The organism is Chelativorans intermedius (assembly GCF_025398255.1).
In the GTDB taxonomy this organism is placed as follows: domain Bacteria; phylum Pseudomonadota; class Alphaproteobacteria; order Rhizobiales; family Rhizobiaceae; genus Chelativorans; species Chelativorans intermedius.
Map to the genome: position 1 here is coordinate 1 of NZ_JAODNW010000010.1, position 17,818 is coordinate 17,818.

Here is a 17,818-nt window from a genome sequence, read left to right on the forward strand (position 1 = left end):
CCCCCGCCGCATACTCCTGCAGGATCCCGACAATCTGTTCTTCGGTGAAACGTGATTTGCGCATCGTCTGTTCTCCTTGTTGCTTCGAACATTAAGAGAACAAGCTCTCCTTTTGAATGGCCCAGTTTCTTGGGGGCAGGTCATTTACATTCAGCAATGTTTCCCGATCGCTGAAGACCGGCGTGCCTATTTTCAGGAAAAGGTCCGCGAAGCCCGGCCGCACATCGGTTATCAGCTTCTCTGTCAACTCGCGGAGGCGAATCTTGTGCGCTCCGCATGGTCTACAAATTTTGACGGCCTTGCGGCGAGAGCGGCAGCGCCTTTCAGCCTGACACCGCTGGAAGTCGGCTTCGACGATCTGATGACGCACCTTGCCCTCCATTGTCTTCGAGGAAAGCAGCGTGAGGCGGCCAGGCACCTTATTGCCGCATTCGCGCCAGGCGATCTGGAGGGTATCGCCAGGATGCGGGCAGGGCCGGGCTTCGACGGTCGCCAGCCGCTATCTCGGGCTACAGAACGCCTTGTGAAGCGCTTCCACCACCGTGAGCACCTCTGGCCGCGTGATGCGGTAGTAGACCGTCGTGCCCACGCGGCGCGATTCCACGAGCCCGTCGGAGCGCAGCCGCATCAGCTGCTGTGACATCGGCACCTGGTCGATCCCCAGTTCGTTGCGCAGCTGGCCGACGGATTTTTCCTCACCTCCAAGCGCACAGAGCACCAGAAGACGCTGCGGATGCGACAGGCTGCGCATCAGGTCTGCCGCCTCGCGGGAGGCCGGAATCATTTCTTCTACATTCATGGTCTTGAATTTAAGATGTTTGAATGTTAGATGCAAGGACGAAGTCGGCGGCAGCCCGGTTGGGGTGTCGTGCGATCAGGTAGGTTTTCGGATGCATGGGAGTGCCTTCTTCTTCGCCGCGGGTTTGAGCCGGATCAAGGCGCCGCAGGGCAACAAATGCCAGAAATACGCGAAGTTGGGCAAATCCGCCTGAGGAGAAGAGAGCCATGTCACACATTGTCATCCTCGGTGCCGGTCTGGGCGGCGTCATCATGGCGTATGAGATGAAGGACCGCCTGCGGTCTTCCGACACGCTGACGGTCGTCAATCTCGGGTCGACCTATTCCTTCGTGCCGTCGAATCCTTGGGTTGCCGTCGGCTGGCGAAAGCCGGAGGAGATCACGGTCGAGCTGGAGCCGGTCTTCAGGCAGCGGGGGATCGGCCTGCGGCCGGAAGGCGCCAGGCGCGTTCATCCGGCCGAGAACCGCATCGAATTGCAGGACGGCTCCTTCCTCGACTACGACTATCTGATCGTCGCCACCGGCCCCGATCTCGCCTTTGACGAGGTGCCGGGCCTCGGACCGCAGGGCCACACCTGCTCGATCTGCAATGTGGAGCATGCCGCCGGGACGAAGCAGGCCTTCGACGCGCTGCTGAAGGCGCCCGGCCCGATCGTGGTGGGCGCGGTGCAGGGGGCCTCCTGCTTCGGGCCTGCCTATGAGTTCGCCTTCATTCTCGATACGGCACTTCGCCGCGCCAGAAAGCGCGATCGGGTGCCGATCACCTTCGTCACGCCGGAGCCCTACATCGGACATCTGGGGCTCGATGGCGTGGGCGATACCAAGGGGCTTCTCGAAAGCGCCATGCGCGACCGGCACATCAAGTGGATCACCAACGCCAAGGTGACATCCGTCGAGCCTGGCAGGATGTTCGTGGAGGAGGTGGATGACAACGGAGCCACACGCGCCACGCACGAGCTTCCCTTTGCATTCTCGATGATGCTGCCGGCCTTCCGCGGCGTGCCGGCGGTGCACGGCATCGAAGGGCTTGCCAACCCCCGCGGCTTCATCACCATCGACAGGCATCAGCGCAATGCCGCCTTTCCCAACATCTTTGCGGTGGGTGTGTGCGTCGCCATTCCGCCCGTCGGCAAGACGGCGCTGCCCGTCGGCGTGCCGAAGACGGGATTCATGATCGAATCCATGGTCACGGCGACGGCGGAAAACATCGCGTCCTTGATGAGGGGCGAGGAGCCCAGGGCCGTCGCCTCCTGGAACGCGGTGTGCCTTGCCGATTTCGGCGACGATGGGATGGCGTTCGTGGCACAGCCGCAGATCCCGCCGCGCAATGTGAGCTGGTCCTCCCAGGGCCGGTGGGTGCACGCTGCCAAGATCGGCTTTGAGAAATACTTCCTGCGCAAGGTCCGGCAGGGCACGGCGGAGACCTTCTACGAGAAGCTCGCCCTGCACATGCTCGGAATCGAAAAGCTCAAGGAAATCGAACTCGAACCGGGCGAATGACGCCCGCCTGCAACCTTGGAGAAGAAGATGACCATTGATCGTGCGGTAATGATGTTCGCCGGCCTGCTGGTGCTGGTTTCGCTGGCGCTGGGTTATGCCTACTCACCCTACTGGTATCTGCTCGCCGCCTTCGTCGGGCTGAACCTGATGCAGGCGTCGATCACCGGCTTCTGCCCGGCTGCCATGATCTTCAAGCGGCTCGGCTTCAAGCCAGGCGCGGCGTTCAAGTAAGCGGACGTGGGGCGCAGCTTCCGCACCCCGCCGCAGCCCAGGCGCCCCCGATTTTTCATTCCCAGAGGTTCCGATGATTCGGAAGAACATTCCTGTTTTTGCATTGCTGGCGTTCGGCCTCGCCGGCGTGTTTCACGCCGCTCACGCCGCCGCCGGCGAGTTCGCGGTGAAAAGTACAGCCATTCCCGAGATGAAGGCTGTCTTCGGCCAGGTGCAGAGCCGCACCGTGGTGCCGGCACGGGCGCGCCGGGGCGGCACCGTCAGGCAGGTCGATGTCACCGAAGGCAGCGAGGTGAGACAGGGGCAGATCATCGCCACGGTGGTGGACGAGAAGATCGCCCTGGAGCTCGACGCCGCCGAGGCGCGAATCCAGGAGCTTCTGTCCCAGCTTGCCAACGCGCGCACCGAGCTGGAGCGCGCCGAGCAGCTCTTTGCCCGCGGAGTGGTCTCGCAGGGCCGGGTGGACCAGGCGCGGACCCAGTTCGACGTGGCGACCAACCAGCTGGCCGCGGCCGAGGCGAACAAGGCGGTGATCGAGCAGCAGGCGCGCGAAGGCGAGGTGCTGGCTCCGGCCACGGGCCGCGTGCTGACCGTGCCGGTGACGCCGGGTTCGGTGGTTCTGCCCGGCGAGACCATCGCCCGCATCGCCACCGGACAGTACTATCTCCGCCTGTCCCTGCCAGAGCGACACGCCGCCCAGATCAGGGAGGGAAGCACGGTGCGCCTGGGCCAGCGCGGCCTTCGCGGCAGTGCCATGGTGGAGACGGAGCTTGAAGGCCGCATCGCGAAGGTCTATCCCGAGATCGCCGATGGCCGCGTCATCGCCGATGTCGAGGTTGCCGAGCTGGGAGACTATTTCGTCAACGAGCGCACGCTTGTGTGGATCCCCGTCGGCAGCCGGGATGTTCTCTCCGTTCCGCCTGAAGCGGTCACGACGCGCCACGGCATAGACTATGTGAGCCTGCTGACGGCGGATGGACCGATCGAGATCGCCGTCATCCTCGGAGAGCGGTTCGTCCATGCCGATGCCGAGCGGATCGAGATCCTGAGCGGCCTGCGGGCCGGCGACAAGGTGCTCCTGCCATGAAGCTCGGTATCGCTGGCGGGCTCACCCGCGCCTTCATCGCCTCGCCGCTCACCCCGCTGTTTCTGCTCGCCGCCTTCGCGCTGGGGCTCGTCGCGCTGGTCACCCTCCCGCGCGAGGAAGAGCCGCAGATCTCGGTGCCGATGGTCGACATCCACATTCGGGCAAATGGCCTGAAGGCGGAGGATGCCGTCAAGCTCGTCACCGAACCCATGGAGGCGATCGTCAAGAGCATTCCCGGTGTGGAGCATGTCTATTCCCAGACCCGGGATGACGGAGCGCTGGTTACGGCGCGCTTTCTCGTCGGAACGAGCTCGGACGCGGCAATCCTGCGCGTGCACGAGAAGGTGCGCGCCAACATGGACCGGATTCCGGTGGGCATACCGGAGCCGCTCATCGTCGGGCGCGGCATCGACGATGTCGCCATCGTCGTGGTGACGCTCACCCCCACGCCGGAAGCGGCCGACCGCTGGACGGCAAACGGGTTGACGCGGCTTGCGCGCGAGCTGCAGACCGAGGTGGTCAAGCTGTCCGACATCGGCCTGACCTATATCGTCGGCGAGCAGCCCGAGGAAATCCGCGTCGAGCCCGACCCGGAAAAGCTGTCGCTCTACGGCGTCACCCTGCAGCAGCTTGCCATGAAGGTCGAGGGCGCCAACCGCTCCTTCCAGGCGGCGACCGTGCGCGATGCGGGAGGGCAGCGCAATCTGGTGGCCGGACAGACGCTGCAGACCCTTGGCGAGATCGGCAATCTTCTCGTCACCGCGCGGGATGGCCGCCCGGTCTATGTGCGCGACGTGGCCAGGGTGGTGCTCGCCACCGCACCGGACGAGACGCGCGTCACCGAGGTGCGCAAGACGGGAGAGGAGCTCGAACGCCTGCCCGCAGTCTCGCTCGCGATTGCCAAGCGGCCGGGGACCAACGCCGTCGTCATCGCCGAGACCATCATCGAACGGCTGGAGGAGGTGCGCGGCCGGATCTTCCCCGAAGACGTCGAGATGACGATCACGCGCGACTATGGCGAGACCGCCAACGAGAAGGCCAACGAGCTGCTTTTCCATTTGGGCCTCGCCACCGTTTCCATCGTGCTTCTTGTCGCCTTCACGATCGGCTGGCGGGAGGCGCTGGTGGTGGCCGTGGTCATTCCGACGACCATTCTGCTGACGCTCTTTGCCTCGCGCATCATGGGCTATACGCTCAACCGCGTCAGTCTGTTCGCGCTCATCTTCTCGATCGGCATCCTGGTCGACGATGCCATCGTGGTCATCGAGAACATCGCCCGCCACTGGGCCATGAAGGACGGGCGGCCGCGCCACCGGGCGGCGATCGAAGCTGTTGCGGAAGTCGGCAATCCAACCATCGTGGCCACGCTCACCGTGGTTGCCGCGCTGCTGCCCATGCTTTTCGTCTCCGGCATGATGGGCCCCTATATGAGCCCGATCCCGGCGAATGCCTCGGCAGCGATGCTGTTTTCCTTCTTCGTCGCCGTCATGGTGACACCATGGCTGATGCTGAAGCTGGCCGGCAAGGGCGAACACGCGCACGCGACGACGGGCGAGGCGGCAGACCACGGCGGATGGCTCGGAAGGGCCTACATCGCCATCGCCAGGCCCATCCTTGCCTCGCGCCTGCGCGCCTGGGCCTTCCTGGTCGTCGTCGGCGTGGCCACGCTCGCTTCGCTGGGGCTTCTCTACACCAAGGACGTCACGGTCAAGCTTCTGCCCTTCGACAACAAGACGGAGCTGCAGGTGATGGTCGATCTGCCGGAGGGCGCATCGGTGGAAGACACCGATCGAGCCCTGCAGCAGGTCATCGACCGGCTTGCGCCGGTGCCGGAGGTGGTTTCCTTCCAGAGCTACGCCGGCACCTCCGCGCCGTTCAACTTCAATGGCCTGGTGCGCCACTACTACCTGCGTTCTTCTCCCGAGCTCGGCGACGTGCAGGTCAATCTCGCGCCCAAGGGCGAACGCAGCCGCACCAGCCATGACATTGCGCTGGAGCTGAGGGAGCGCCTCGCCGGCCTCTCCCTGCCCGAGGGAACGGCGATCAAGGTTGTCGAGCCGCCGCCGGGGCCGCCGGTCATGGCCACCCTGCTTGCCGAGATCTACGGGCCCGACGCCGAGACGCGGCGTGCCGTGGCGGCCAGGGTGCGGGAGGCCTTTGAAAGCGTTCCCTTCATCGTGGATGTCGACGATTCCTTCGGCGTGCAGGCGGAAAGGGTGCGGATCGCCATCGATCAGGACAATCTCGAATATCACCGTGTCGAGCAGGCGGACGTCTATGACGCGATTGGTGCCCTCTATGCCGGCTCCACCGTTGGCTATTCGCATCGCGGGGGAGGGCGGCAGCCGATCCCGATCCGCGTCGCTCTGCCGAAGAGCGCGAAGCTCATCGACGAGCGTGCCTTGGCGACGCCCGTTCCCGCGAACGCGCTTCCTGGAGACCGCGGCATCGTGGAGCTTGGCGATGTGGTGACGGTGACGCGCGAGCCCGCTTCCTATCCGATCTTTCGCCGCAATGGCCGCGCGGCGGAGATGGTGACAGCGGAGCTGGCAGGCGACTTCGAGGCACCCGTTTACGGAATGATGGCAGTGGCCGACGCGATCGAGGAGGCGGATTGGGGGAATCTGCCCAAACCCGTGATCGCGCTGCACGGGCAGCCCGACGACGAGTCCCAACCCACCCTGCTGTGGGATGGCGAGTGGGAGGTGACGTGGGTCACGTTCCGTGACATGGGGGCGGCCTTCATGGTTGCCATTCTGGGCATCTACATTCTCGTGGTTGCCCAGTTCGGCTCCTTCAGGCTGCCGCTCGTCATCCTGACGCCGATCCCGCTCACCTTCATCGGCATCATGGTCGGCCATTGGCTGTTCGGGGCGCCGTTCTCTGCCACGTCGATGATCGGCTTCATCGCGCTTGCCGGGATCATCGTGCGCAACTCGATCCTGCTTGTGGACTTCATACGCCACGCGCGCACGCCCGAGCGGCCGCTGATCGACGTGCTGCTGGAGGCCGGCGCCATTCGCTTCAAGCCGATCCTGCTCACCGCCATCGCGGCGATGATCGGCGCGGCGGTCATCCTCGCCGATCCCATCTTCCAGGGGCTGGCCATCTCGCTGCTCTTCGGCCTTGCCTCCTCCACGGCACTGACGGTGCTGGTGATCCCGGCGATCTATGTGGCGCTCAGGGGCAAGTCCAGCGCGACGTCCGTGCAGGAAGGGGACGCGAAGGACATGGCGCCCCACGGCGCTTCGGGCTGAAGCCTGGACGTCCCGCCGCCGGACCGGCGAACGCCCGGCGGCGAGCACACGCGGCGCGCCTCACCGTTTGGAGGGGCCGCCGCTCAATGCGCGCAGTGCGTTGGCGATCACCGCCACGTCGATGCCTTCCTGCAGGAGCGCGCCGGCAACGGGGGGGATGAAGCCCATTGCGGCAGCGGCCATTGCCACACCCGAAAGGCCCAGCCCGACGAGGATGCTCTGCATGGCGATCGAGCGGGTGCGGTGCGCAATCCTCACAGCCTCGCCGACGGGGCGAAGCTGGTCGGTGAGAACGACGACATCCGCCGCCTGCGAGGAGGCGGTCGCGCCGCGCGCGCCCATGGCGATGCCGACCGTCGCCGCTGCCAGCGCCGGCGCGTCGTTGATGCCATCGCCGATCATCATGGTGGGAGCGCGCCGCATCTCGGCACGCACCGCTTCTATCTTGTCGGCGGGGTCGGCATCGGCGAGCAACGCATCGAGATTGAGCCGCGAGGCAATGCGCCTGGCCGCCTGCCTGTCGTCGCCCGTCAGCATGATGATCCGATCCACGCCCGCTGCGCGCAGCGTCTCCAGCGCCTGTGTTGCATCGGCGCGCAATGCATCGCCGAAGGTGAAGATTCCCGCAAGCCTGCCGTCGAGCGCCACGAAGACCCTCAGCACGGGCTCGCCGCCATATTTCCTTTCGCTTTCCTGGGCCCAGAGAGGCAACATTCCTTCGCCGATCACCATGGCCCGGCTGCCGGCGACGATGCGGGTATCGCCGACGATGCCTTCCAGGCCGGCGCCGCGACGCTCACGCACCTCGCGGGGATGCGAAAGCGCCAGCGCGCGGGCGCGGGCCTCGCGGAGAATGGAGTCGACCAGAACGTGGTGGGATGCCTGCTCGAGCGAGGCCAGAAGCCGCAGTACCTCGCTTGGATCGTATCCCGGCGCCGTCTCCTGCTCGATGAACTGGGCGCCACCGCGGGTGAGCGTGCCCGTCTTGTCGAAGATCGCCGTGCGCGCCCGGCCAAGCGCTTCCAGCGCTTGGCCGCCTTTCATGAGAACTCCGGCGCGTGCCGCCCTGGAGACGCCGCTGATGAAAGCGACGGGCGCCGCCAGGATGAGCGGACAAGGGGTGGCGACCACCAGAACCGCAAGCCCCCGGACGGGGTCCTGCGAAACGGCCCATGCAAGCCCCGCGACCAGCAGGGTGGCGGGAAACAGGAAGAGCGCAAAGCGGTCCGCCATGCGGATGAAGGGCGCCTTGGCCGTCTGCGCTGCCGCGACCATGCGCACGATCCCGGCATAGGTGCTCTCCTCTGCGCGCGCTCCGGCGCGCATGAGGAAGGTTTCTCCGGCATTGACGGTACCGCTGCGAAGGAAATCCCCGCTGCGGCAGTTCTCCGGCAGGGGTTCTCCGGTCACCGCCGACTGGTCGATGCGCGCCGCTGCATCCACGAGCGTGCCGTCCACCGGCAGGACCTCCCCTGCACGCACCAGCAGCAGGTCGCCCACCTCGACATCGCCTACGGGAACGGTGACCACCCCGGAATCCTCCTTCCGGTGTGCAAAGCGCGGCGATCTGTCGGAAAGCGCGGTGAGGTCGCGCTCGGCGCGGCCGCGTGCAAAGTCTTCGAGCACCGTGCCGCCGGCATACATGATAGCCACCACCACCGCTGCCAGCGACTGGTCGAGCAGCAGCGCTGCCGACATGGAAACGAGCGCGATGGCGTCGACACCCAGCCGGCCGATCCACAGATCCCTCAATATCGAGACGAACAGCGCAAGGGCGACGGGAAGCGCCCCGGCGGCCCAAATGGTTTCCGGTGTGAGTGCCGGCGGCGCCTGGAAGGTCGGCGCCCAGTGCAGCGCAAGGCCGCTCGACAGCCCCAACAGGGCCATCGCCAACAGCAATTGTCTGAGCAGGGACTCGGAGACGGAAGGTGGCTTCATCAGGTGTCGGATGGATTCGGGGCGGCTCTCGTGCGGCCTGCCGCCATGCCTCCTTGCGCCGCACGCCGTCGCGCGGGACGAGCGAGATTCGCCATCAGTGCGCCATCAACAGGGGAACGGGGGCTGCTTCCAGCAGCGACCGCGTAACCCCGCCCAGGACGGCCTGCCTGAACCGGGAATGGACGAAAGCGCCCATGACCAGCATGTCGATGGCCTCGTCCCTGACAAACTTGCGCAGCCTTTCGGCGGCATCGCCCTCGATGGCGGAGAGAATCTCCAGCCGCGGCTCGCAGGTGCCATGCTGCAGGAGGTGGGTGGCGAGATCCGCGCCGGGCGCCATTTGCGAGAGGTCCTTCTCGCCGGTCACGGTGACGATGAAGATGGCTTCCGCCTGCCGCAGGAAGGGCATGGCATCGGCCACGGCCCGGGATGCGCGGGCGCTTCCGTCCCAGGCAATGGCCACGCGCCGCGGCACTGGCTTCCCTCCCTTCTCCGGGACGATCACGACGGAACGGCCGCTGTCGAAAAGCACATCCTCGATCGCCGCGCCCTGTGCATTGTCTTCGGGGTCGGCGGCATCCAGAATTGTGATGTCGTTCACGCGCGCGAGCCTTACGAGACGGCCTGTCCTGGCTTCGAGGGGCGAAAGCGTGTGTTCGGCGATGCAGACCACGCCGGCCTTGCCGATATATTCTGCCGCATCGCGCGCCGAGCGCCGAGTCATCTCCTCCAGCCGTTCGATCTCGCTCTTGAGGATGGCGGAGGCGGACCCGCCGGTTCTGGTGACCGGCACATAGAATGCCGGCGGCAGCGCGCAGACCGTCAGGCAGGCGCCATGCCGTCGCGCAAGCGCGGTGGCGAAGACCAGCGCCGGCGTTGCGGAGGGTTCCGCGCGCGCCATCACGCCTGTCAGGATGCATTTGAGCTGTTCCGCCATGGTTGTTTCTCCCCTGCCTTCGGGCCTCAGTCCTGGAGCGTTTCGAGATAGGCGATGATGGCAGCAATCTGTTCGGGTTCGGCCACGAACTCGGGCATGTCGGGGTGTCCGACATAGATGCCCTCGGCAAAGGCTTCCTCCAGCGCATCGAGGGGATAGCGCTCGGAAAGCGTTCTGAACGCCGGGGCTTCAGGGTGCTGGCTCGTGTCGTCAATGCCGATTGCATGACACCGGGCGCAGTTTGTCTCCACCAGCGCCCTGCCATATTCGATCACCGGATCCGCAATGGCGGGTGTCACCGCAATCGCGAGCCCCAGGCAAAGGGCACTGCAAGGGAACCAGTTCCATCCCATCTCGGTTCATTGCTCCGTTTTTGACAATGGCACAATGCAGGAAGCGGCAGGGGCGAACCTTGACCCGCGTCAAACCGGCGGGCGCAGGTTGCATGGGAGATTGACCCTGATCAAGGCACAAGGCGCCGCCCCGCGAAAAAGTGGCGGCCAACCCATTCTGTCACGGGAGACGCACCATGACCGCGACCACCGCCAAGCCGGGCGAGAAATTCCGTCACGTCAGACTTGAGCTTGCACGGGAGCAGGGCCATCCGCTCGGGGACCGTGCATATGGATACGACCTCGTCATTCCGCTCGATGCCGAGGGCAACCTCGATGCCAGGGAATGCGCCAGGCATCGCGAGCACTGCCGCGTGCGCCGGTTCCGCCCCGGCGAGGAGGATATGGTGGGTGCGTTGCGGCGCAGGCCGGGCGGCCAGTGGTTCTTCGACTATGGCGAGGGCGAGGAGGACGACGAACTCGGATTTCGCTTCAGCGACGAACGTTTCGTGCCCGGCGAATACGTCTCGATCCTCAGCGATGGGGTGATGCACACATATCAGGTGAAGCGGGTGGAGAAGATCTGACGTCCGAAGCAGGCCCGCCCTCAACCTCCAGAACAGGATTCGCCATGACCCGCCGCATCGTCATCATCCAGGGGCATCCCGACCCCGACCCCCGCCGCTACTGCCGCGCCCTGGCGGATGCCTATGCGCAAGGGGCCGCGGCAGCCGGCCACCAGGTGACGAGGATCGACCTTTCGAGCCTGGACTTCCCGCTTCTGCGAAAACAGGAAGACTTTCTGCACGGCGCGCTGCCGCGCGAGCTCGAGCCCGCCAAGGAGGCCATCTTGAAGGCCGAGCATCTGGTCTTCGTCTTTCCCCTGTGGCTTGGAACCATGCCTGCCTTGCTGAAGGGCTTCCTGGAACAGGTCATGCGTCCGGGTGTGGCGTTCGCCTATGACAGCAAGGGCTTCCCCAGGACCCTGCTTTCGGGCCGCTCTGCACGGATCATCGTGACCATGGGCATGCCGGCCTTCTTCTATCGCTGGTGGTTCTTCAGCCACGGGTTGAGCGGCATGCGCCGCAACATCCTCAAATTTGCGGGACTGGCGCCCGTGAGGGAGACGCTCTTCGGCATGATCGAGGCGGCGGGCGACAGCAAACGCCGCAAATGGCTCGACCAGATGCGCCGGCTCGGCGAGAAGGCGGGTTAGCCGGCAGCGGCCCGGAAGCGGCGCATCGGATCTGCCTGTCGCACCGGGTGGCGGAACGCGCTATATGGCTGTGAACCGGGAGGGGAGCGCGTGCAGCCTGACGTTGGAGCGACCCCGTTGATTGCGCTCGACGCCGTGGCCTTCGATACGGAGACCACGGGCCTCGACGTGCGCAAGGCGCGCATCGTCCAGATCGGCGGTGTCGGCATCGCACACGGTGCGGTGTCCGTTCATCAGCGTTTTGAAAGCCTGGTCAATCCCGGCGCGCCCGTGCCGGCCGCGTCGACGCGCATTCATGGGATCACCAATGCGATGGTGCGCATCGAGCCGGCCTTTGCCGTGGCCTGGCCGCGCTTCGAGAGCTTTCGCGCCGGCCGCCCGCTGGTGGGTTATGCCATCGGCTTCGACCTCGCCATTGTGGAGAAGGAGACGGCACGCGCCGGCATTGCCTGGAAACGCCCGCGGACCCTGTGCGTGCGCACGCTGAGCCGCGTCGTCAATCCCGATCTGCGCGACTGCTCGCTGGAAGCGCTGGCCGCCTGGCTGGGCTTCGAGATTGCAAACCGCCATCAGGCACTGGGCGATGCCGAAGCGGCGGCGAAGATCTTCACCGGCCTTCTTCCCCGGTTGCAGGCCCTGGGCATTCGCACCTTCGCGGAGGCGGAGATGGCCTCCCTGCGACAGGCGGGGCAGGCGGACGACGAAGCGCGTGCAGGATGGGTGGCGCCTGTCCTGCGGCCGGTTCCGCCGCCTTTCGCTGCCATCGACCCCTTTGCCTATCGCCACCGCGTGGGCGATCTCATGAGCGGGCCGCCTCTCGTCGTCCAGCAGGAAACGCCGCTGCGCGCGGCGATTGCCCTGATGGCGCAGCGCAAGGTCGGATCGGTCCTCGTCTCGGCCAAGGCAGAGCCGGGCCGTCCCGCCGAGGCTTATGGCATACTCACCGAGCGCGATGTCCTGCGCGTGCTGGCGACGGAAGGGGAGAGGGGGCTTGCGCGCCGCGCCGGCGAGTTTCAGAGCAGGCCGCTTGCCACCATCCGCGCCCGAGCCTTCGCCTACCGGGCAATTGGCCGCATGGAAAGGCTGGGAATCCGCCATCTCGGCGTGCGCGACGAAAAAGAAGCCGTTGTCGGCATCATCTCCGCGCGCGATCTCCTGCGCCTGCGCGCCGGCGCGGCGATCAAGCTCGACGATGCGATCGAGGCGGCGCAGTCGGACGCGGAAATGGCCGCCGCGTGGGCGTCCCTTCCCTCCGTCGCGGCCGCGCTGGTGGCGGAGGACATCGAAGCGCGCATCGTCGCCGAGATCGTCAGCGAGGAACTGCGCGCCATGACGCGCCGGGCGGCCATCCTCGCGGAGGAGGAGATGCGGCAAGCCGGCCTCGGCGGGCCGCCGGTCCCCTATGCACTGCTGGTTCTGGGGTCGGCCGGGCGCGGTGAAAGTCTGCTTGCCGCCGATCAGGACAATGCCATCGTCTTCGAGCGGGGTGAGGCCGATGGTCCGCAGGACCGCTGGTTCGGGGCTCTGGGCGGACGAATCGCGGCGATCCTTGATACGGCGGGCATCGCCTATTGCAAGGGCGGGGTGATGGCGAAGAATGCCGAGTGGCGCGGCTCTCTGGATCTCTGGCGGCAGCGTTTCGGCCAGTGGGTTCGCCGTTCGCGCCCCCAGGACCTGCTCAATGTGGACATCTTCTTCGATCTCGTGCCCGTCCATGGCGAAAGGCGCCTCGGCGAGACTCTTTTCGAGGAAGCCTACGCGCACGGACATGGGGATGCGGCGTTCCCCCTGGTGCTCGGCGAACGGCTCGGCGGCCTGCCGACGCCCTTCACGCTCTTTGGCAGGCTGCGCACGCAGGAGGGGCGGCTCGATCTGAAGCGCCATGCGCTTTTTCCGCTCGTCTCCGCGGCGCGGGTCCTCTCGATCCGCCACGACATCCGCGCCCGTTCGACGCGGGCGCGGCTCGAAGGACTTCTCGACAGGGGCATCGGCAGCGAACCGACGATCCGCCGCCTCCTTGCCGCTCACGATCTGGTGCTTTCGCTGCTGCTCGTGCAGCAGGGGCGTGATCGCCATCAGGGCGTGCCCATGTCCAACAGCATTGAAATCGCTTCGTTTCCGCGTGAGCGCAGGGCAGAGCTGCAAAGGGCGCTGAAGGAAATTCAGCTCCTGCCCGCGCTCATGCGCGATCTCATGTAGGCTTGCCGCATTCTTCTCTCCCCTCCCGCGCCGGTATGTCGCGGGGCGGAGTAGAGGTGGCCATCAAACATGAACTGCCCTAGACTATCCAAGAGTATCTGCGTGTTTCCTCGGGACGGCATGTGATTTTCAACCAAACGGACCTGTCTTGGTTCCTGCCGCTTGTTCCGCTGGCGGTGCTCGGCGGCACCGTTCTTGCGGGAAAGTTGGCAGGATTTGCGATTCTGGCTGCCGGTGCGGCACTCCTTGCCGCGGCCGCACTGGGCACAACCCCTGGTCTGAGTGCTGCGGGGGTGGGCCTGTCTCTTGCCCTTTCGGTGATTCTCGTCCTTTTCGGTGCCCGCTGCCGCGAGGCGAGGGCGGCCATCCGCACCGCGCAGCAACAGCTCGAAGCACGCGAAACCCATCTGCGCTCCATACTGGACACCGTGCCGGATGCCACGGTGGTCATCGATTCAAGCGGCAGGATGATCTCCTTCAACCGCGCGGCGGTCCGCCAGTTCGGCTATTCGGAGGCCGAGGCGGTGGGCCGGAACGTGAGCATCCTGATGCCCGAACCCTATCGGGGCGAGCACGACCATTACATCCAGCGATATCTGGGGACGGGCGAGCGGCGCATCATCGGCGTCGATCGGGTGGTGGTCGGGCGGCGTAAGGACGGCTCGACCTTCCCGATGAAGCTTGCCGTCGGGGAGATGCAGAGCAATGACGGCGTTTTCTTCACCGGCTTCATCCGCGATCTGACCGAGAGGGCCGAATCCGAGGCCCGCCTGCAGGAGGTCCAGGCGGAGCTGGCGCGCCTGGCGCGGCTCAACGAGCTGGGTGAAATGGCCTCGACCCTGGCGCACGAGCTCAACCAGCCGCTTTCGGCCATCGCCAACTATGTGCAGGGTTGCAGCCGGCTGCTGCGCGGCATGGACGACGCTCTCGCCTCCCGTATGCGCGAGGCGCTGGACGAGGCGGGTCGCCAGTCGCAAAGGGCCGGCCAGATCATCCGGCATCTGCGCGAGTTCGTTACCCGCGGCGAGACGGAAAAACAGCCGGAGGATCTCCACAGGCTTGTGGAGGAGGCGGGAGCCCTCGCCCTGGTCGGCTCGCGCGAGTTGGGCGTGCGTACGGTGTTCGATTTCGATTCCGGTCCGAGGACCGTGCTGGTAGACCGCATCCAGATCCAGCAGGTGCTGATCAATCTGATGCGCAACGCCATGGAGGCCATGAAGGAAAGCGAGGTGCGCGAACTTGTGGTGCGCATCACGCCGGGCGAGGGCGGCGAAGCGGCGGTGGAGGTCTCGGACACCGGCGGCGGCGTGCCCGAGGAAGTGGCTTCTCAGCTCTTCAAGCCTTTCCTCACCACCAAACCGGGCGGTATGGGCGTCGGCCTTTCCATATCGAAGCGGATCATCGAATCCCATGGGGGCGAACTCACCATGCGGCGCAACGAGAAGGGCGGCGCGACCTTCCGCTTCACATTGCCTGCCGCAACGCAACAGGAGCTGGAAGATGAGCAGTGATGTCGTCATTCACATCGTTGACGACGAGGAGCCTGTCAGGAAGTCGCTTGCCTTCCTGCTGAGCATATCGGGTTACGCGGTGCGGGTGCATGCCTCGGCAAAGGCCTTCCTTGCCCTGGCAGGCCAGCTCGACCGGGCCTGTCTGGTGACGGATCTGCGCATGCCGGAGATGAGCGGGGTCGAACTGCTCAAGCGGCTGCGCGAGGAAGACGCCATGCTGCCCGCCATCGTGATCACGGGACACGGAGATGTCCCGATGGCCGTCGAGGCGATGAAGGCGGGGGCGCTCGATTTCATCGAAAAGCCGTTCGAGGACGAGGTCTTGCTCGAGGCAGTGAGGCGCGCCACCGCCGAGCTTGAAAGAAGGCCGCAGGAGCGCAACGACCTTTCGGCCATTCGAGAGCGTCTCGAGCAGCTCACCAGGCGGGAGCGGCAGGTCATGACCGGAATTGTCGCCGGTCTGCCCAACAAGACCATCGCCTATGATCTCGACATCAGCCCGCGCACGGTGGAGGTGCACCGGGCCAATGTGATGGCGAAGATGAACGCCAAGAACCTCCCGGAGCTTGTGCGCATGGTTTTGGCTGTGGGGGAGGAAGGCTCCTGAAACCGGCTTGATCCATCGCAAGGCCAGCGGCGTGCCGCCGTATAGCTTGGACAGACGAAGCATCGTCTCGAGAAGCAGACCAGCTTGCCCACAAATGCAAAAATCCTCGTTGCAGCGCCAGACCCGGCCTTCCGGCGTTCGCTGGCTTTCGTCCTCGAGGCGGAAGGCTGCCATGTCGACATGGCGGACAGGCTTTGCGATCTTGATGGGCTGCCGGCCCGCTATGCGTGCCTCGTGGTCGACCACCGGGTGATTGCTTCCGGGCCCGATGGCGCGCCGGGGTTGGCTGGCCTGCAGATGCCGGTGGTGGTGCTCGCCAGCAACCCGCAGGAGATGGCGTCCCGGGGCTTTGTCCGGGTGGTGGTGGTGAAGCCGCTGCTCGGCCAGAACCTGATCGACGCCGTACGCCATGCGATCAGGAAAAACCCGCCCGCCCCATGCCGATAGCCTGCGCAGACTATGCGGATATGGCCGCCTTCCCCGCACCCGGCGAAAGGGTCAACAAATGCCGGGCGTGGCGCACCGCGATGGCGCAACGCACTGCCGGGTCTGGCACGGGAGGTTTTGCATCCCTCGCCGCCGGCGAAATGGAAAACAGGATTGACCTGCGGGAGGTTTTGGTCGATAGGCGATGCGCTGTCGCACGAGCGCAGCAGAACCCGACTAGGCAATAGACCATGGAAGATTCCAGTAGGCGCTTCTTCGGAAGCAGGACAGGCACGAAACGGCGCCGGTGTGTCCCGGGCCGGCACTGCCGCGTCGCCCGGCGGTCTGCAGGAATGAGGAACTAGCCGTTCCCCACCTCCGGCCGCCCCGCGCCGCGGCCTGAAAGGAGGTGGATCATGACCTACGAACATCTCGCGGCGCTGCTCCATGACAGGGCAGACCTCCAGGACGGGGAGGCGCTGCGCGCCTTCCTCGCTTGCCAGCATCCGGCCGACATCGCCGCCTTCATCGGCACGCGCGAACCCGGCGATGCCTGGCGCGTGCTCGATTGTCTCTCGGTACCGCGGCAGGCCGAGGTGTTCGGTTATCTCGACCGTGACTTTCAGGTGAGGCTTGCCGAGAACGTGGGGCGGGCCAAGCTTGCCTGCATCGTCACGGAGATGAACTCCGACGAACGCGCCGACCTTTTCAACGAGCTGTCCGAGGAGCAGCAGGCCGCTCTCCTTCCGGCCCTCGCCCAGGCCGAGCGCGAGGACATCCGCCGCATGGCCAGCTATGCCGAAGGCACGGCCGGTGCCGTCATGACCTCCGACTACGCGACGCTGACGGAGGAACTGACGGTCACGCAGGCGCTGGAGAAGCTGCGCCGGGAAGCGCCCGACAAGGAGACCATCAACCGAGCCTATGTGGTGGACGGTGAGCGCCGGCTGCTCGGCTCCGTGCGCCTTCAGGACCTCATCCTTGCCCCTTCCAGGGCGCGCGTTGCCGACATCATGGACCGCAACACGCTGGCCATTCCCGTCGAGGAGGACCGGGAAGAGGCGGCCCGGCGGATCGCACGTTACGACGTGGTGGCCCTGCCGGTGGTGGATGCCGAAGGCCGGCTGGTCGGCATCATCACCCACGACGACGCGCTGGATGTCATCGAGGACGAGGCCACGGAGGACTTCCACCATGTCGGCGCCTCGCGCGCGGTGGAGAACCTGCGGGATGCCGGCATCTTCATGCTCTATCGCGCGCGCATCTTCTGGCTGGTGGTCCTGGTCTTCGGAAACGTCTTCTCAGGTGCTGGGATCGCCTATTTCGAGGATACGATCGCGGCCCATGTGGCGCTCGTCTTCTTCCTGCCGCTGCTCATCGATTCGGGCGGCAATGCCGGCTCGCAATCGGCGACGCTGATGGTGCGCTCTCTTGCCACCGGCGACGTGCAGCTTGGCGACTGGGGACGTATGCTGGGCCGGGAGGTTGTGGTGGCCGCCCTGATGGGGCTGACCATGGCGCTCGCCGTCTCGCTGATCGGCATCGTGCGCGCCGGGCCGGAGGTGGCGGTCGTGGTTGCCGCCTCCATGGTGCTGATTGTCATCGTCGGCAGTGTGATCGGCATGACGCTGCCCTTCGTGCTGACCCGTTTCGGGCTTGACCCCGCGACGGCCAGCGCGCCGCTGATCACCTCGATCGCCGATGCGAGCGGCGTGGTGATCTATTTCACCATCGCCACCGCATTCCTCTTTCCCGCTGTCTGACCGATGGGGCAGGCGG

At 65.8% G+C, this 17,818-nt stretch carries 16 protein-coding genes; 11 read left to right on the plus strand and 5 right to left on the minus strand.

Features of this window, described 5'->3' with window-relative positions; translation table 11 throughout:
- Positions 1-499: 499 nt before the first annotated feature.
- Together NYR58_RS09080 and NYR58_RS09085 are read right to left on the minus strand one after the other, a co-directional pair.
- Complete coding sequence (locus NYR58_RS09080; protein WP_261520225.1) at positions 500-784, minus strand: ArsR/SmtB family transcription factor; 285 nt, start codon at positions 782-784, stop codon at positions 500-502.
- A 25-nt stretch (positions 785-809) separates the two neighbouring features.
- The gene (locus NYR58_RS09085; protein WP_261520226.1) at positions 810-1,007 is read right to left on the minus strand and encodes a hypothetical protein; all 198 of its coding nucleotides are present in this window, start codon (positions 1,005-1,007) and stop codon (positions 810-812) included.
- Here NYR58_RS09085 and NYR58_RS09090 point away from each other — a divergent pair.
- The 4 genes from NYR58_RS09090 (at position 1,006) to NYR58_RS09105 (ending at position 6,873) form a co-directional block, all read left to right on the plus strand.
- A complete protein-coding gene (locus tag NYR58_RS09090; protein WP_261520228.1) occupies positions 1,006-2,298 on the plus strand; it encodes an NAD(P)/FAD-dependent oxidoreductase in 1,293 nt (430 codons plus the stop codon). The two genes, NYR58_RS09085 and NYR58_RS09090, sit on opposite strands and share 2 nt — an antisense overlap.
- 27 nt (positions 2,299-2,325) lie before the next feature.
- Positions 2,326-2,529, plus strand: coding sequence for a YgaP family membrane protein (locus NYR58_RS09095; protein ID WP_261520230.1), 204 nt, complete (start codon positions 2,326-2,328; stop codon positions 2,527-2,529).
- 73 nt (positions 2,530-2,602) lie between these two features.
- A complete protein-coding gene (locus NYR58_RS09100) occupies positions 2,603-3,616 on the plus strand; it encodes an efflux RND transporter periplasmic adaptor subunit (protein ID WP_261520231.1) in 1,014 nt (337 codons plus the stop codon).
- The gene (locus tag NYR58_RS09105) at positions 3,613-6,873 is read left to right on the plus strand and encodes an efflux RND transporter permease subunit (protein ID WP_261520232.1); all 3,261 of its coding nucleotides are present in this window, start codon (positions 3,613-3,615) and stop codon (positions 6,871-6,873) included. Before NYR58_RS09100 ends, NYR58_RS09105 begins: the two co-directional genes overlap by 4 nt.
- A gap of 60 nt (positions 6,874-6,933) precedes the next feature.
- Here the strand turns inward: NYR58_RS09105 and NYR58_RS09110 are convergent, their stop codons facing one another.
- From NYR58_RS09110 to NYR58_RS09120, 3 genes are all read right to left on the minus strand, one after another.
- A complete protein-coding gene (locus NYR58_RS09110; RefSeq protein WP_261520233.1) occupies positions 6,934-8,811 on the minus strand; it encodes a heavy metal translocating P-type ATPase in 1,878 nt (625 codons plus the stop codon).
- 94 nt (positions 8,812-8,905) lie between these two features.
- Positions 8,906-9,748, minus strand: a complete 843-nt coding sequence (locus tag NYR58_RS09115) for a universal stress protein (RefSeq protein WP_261520234.1) — start codon at positions 9,746-9,748, stop codon at positions 8,906-8,908.
- Between the two features lie 26 nt (positions 9,749-9,774).
- Positions 9,775-10,101, minus strand: coding sequence for a c-type cytochrome (locus NYR58_RS09120; RefSeq protein WP_261520235.1), 327 nt, complete (start codon positions 10,099-10,101; stop codon positions 9,775-9,777).
- A 176-nt stretch (positions 10,102-10,277) separates the two neighbouring features.
- Between NYR58_RS09120 and NYR58_RS09125 the strand changes: the two genes are divergently transcribed.
- From NYR58_RS09125 to mgtE, 7 genes are all read left to right on the plus strand, one after another.
- A complete protein-coding gene (locus NYR58_RS09125) occupies positions 10,278-10,667 on the plus strand; it encodes a hypothetical protein (protein ID WP_261520236.1) in 390 nt (129 codons plus the stop codon).
- A gap of 44 nt (positions 10,668-10,711) precedes the next feature.
- Positions 10,712-11,296 carry an NAD(P)H-dependent oxidoreductase gene (locus NYR58_RS09130; RefSeq protein WP_261520237.1) on the plus strand — a complete coding sequence of 195 codons (585 nt, stop codon included), beginning with the start codon at positions 10,712-10,714 and terminating at the stop codon, positions 11,294-11,296.
- A 90-nt stretch (positions 11,297-11,386) separates the two neighbouring features.
- Positions 11,387-13,495, plus strand: coding sequence for a DUF294 nucleotidyltransferase-like domain-containing protein (locus NYR58_RS09135; protein WP_261520238.1), 2,109 nt, complete (start codon positions 11,387-11,389; stop codon positions 13,493-13,495).
- Between the two features lie 176 nt (positions 13,496-13,671).
- The gene (locus NYR58_RS09140) at positions 13,672-15,006 is read left to right on the plus strand and encodes a sensor histidine kinase (RefSeq protein ID WP_378074676.1); all 1,335 of its coding nucleotides are present in this window, start codon (positions 13,672-13,674) and stop codon (positions 15,004-15,006) included.
- Positions 14,996-15,613 carry a response regulator FixJ gene (gene fixJ, locus NYR58_RS09145; RefSeq protein WP_261520239.1) on the plus strand — a complete coding sequence of 206 codons (618 nt, stop codon included), beginning with the start codon at positions 14,996-14,998 and terminating at the stop codon, positions 15,611-15,613. Before NYR58_RS09140 ends, fixJ begins: the two co-directional genes overlap by 11 nt.
- Positions 15,614-15,697: 84 nt before the next feature.
- Entirely contained in the window at positions 15,698-16,060 is a 363-nt protein-coding gene (locus NYR58_RS09150) for a hypothetical protein (RefSeq protein ID WP_261520240.1), read from the plus strand.
- A gap of 395 nt (positions 16,061-16,455) precedes the next feature.
- Positions 16,456-17,802 (plus strand): magnesium transporter, encoded by a 1,347-nt coding sequence (gene mgtE, locus NYR58_RS09155; protein ID WP_261520241.1) that lies wholly within the window; start codon positions 16,456-16,458, stop codon positions 17,800-17,802.
- Positions 17,803-17,818: the final 16 nt, after the last annotated feature.

Coding starts and splice junctions, on each gene's coding strand:
- NYR58_RS09080 (WP_261520225.1), bottom strand. CDS start 784: ATGATTCCGGCCTCCCGCGAGGCGGCAGACCTGATGCGCAGCCTGTCG.
- NYR58_RS09090 (WP_261520228.1), top strand. CDS start 1,006: ATGTCACACATTGTCATCCTCGGTGCCGGTCTGGGCGGCGTCATCATG.
- NYR58_RS09085 (WP_261520226.1), bottom strand. CDS start 1,007: ATGGCTCTCTTCTCCTCAGGCGGATTTGCCCAACTTCGCGTATTTCTG.
- NYR58_RS09095 (WP_261520230.1), top strand. CDS start 2,326: ATGACCATTGATCGTGCGGTAATGATGTTCGCCGGCCTGCTGGTGCTG.
- NYR58_RS09100 (WP_261520231.1), top strand. CDS start 2,603: ATGATTCGGAAGAACATTCCTGTTTTTGCATTGCTGGCGTTCGGCCTC.
- NYR58_RS09105 (WP_261520232.1), top strand. CDS start 3,613: ATGAAGCTCGGTATCGCTGGCGGGCTCACCCGCGCCTTCATCGCCTCG.
- NYR58_RS09110 (WP_261520233.1), bottom strand. CDS start 8,811: ATGAAGCCACCTTCCGTCTCCGAGTCCCTGCTCAGACAATTGCTGTTG.
- NYR58_RS09115 (WP_261520234.1), bottom strand. CDS start 9,748: ATGGCGGAACAGCTCAAATGCATCCTGACAGGCGTGATGGCGCGCGCG.
- NYR58_RS09120 (WP_261520235.1), bottom strand. CDS start 10,101: ATGGGATGGAACTGGTTCCCTTGCAGTGCCCTTTGCCTGGGGCTCGCG.
- NYR58_RS09125 (WP_261520236.1), top strand. CDS start 10,278: ATGACCGCGACCACCGCCAAGCCGGGCGAGAAATTCCGTCACGTCAGA.
- NYR58_RS09130 (WP_261520237.1), top strand. CDS start 10,712: ATGACCCGCCGCATCGTCATCATCCAGGGGCATCCCGACCCCGACCCC.
- fixJ (WP_261520239.1), top strand. CDS start 14,996: ATGAGCAGTGATGTCGTCATTCACATCGTTGACGACGAGGAGCCTGTC.
- mgtE (WP_261520241.1), top strand. CDS start 16,456: ATGACCTACGAACATCTCGCGGCGCTGCTCCATGACAGGGCAGACCTC.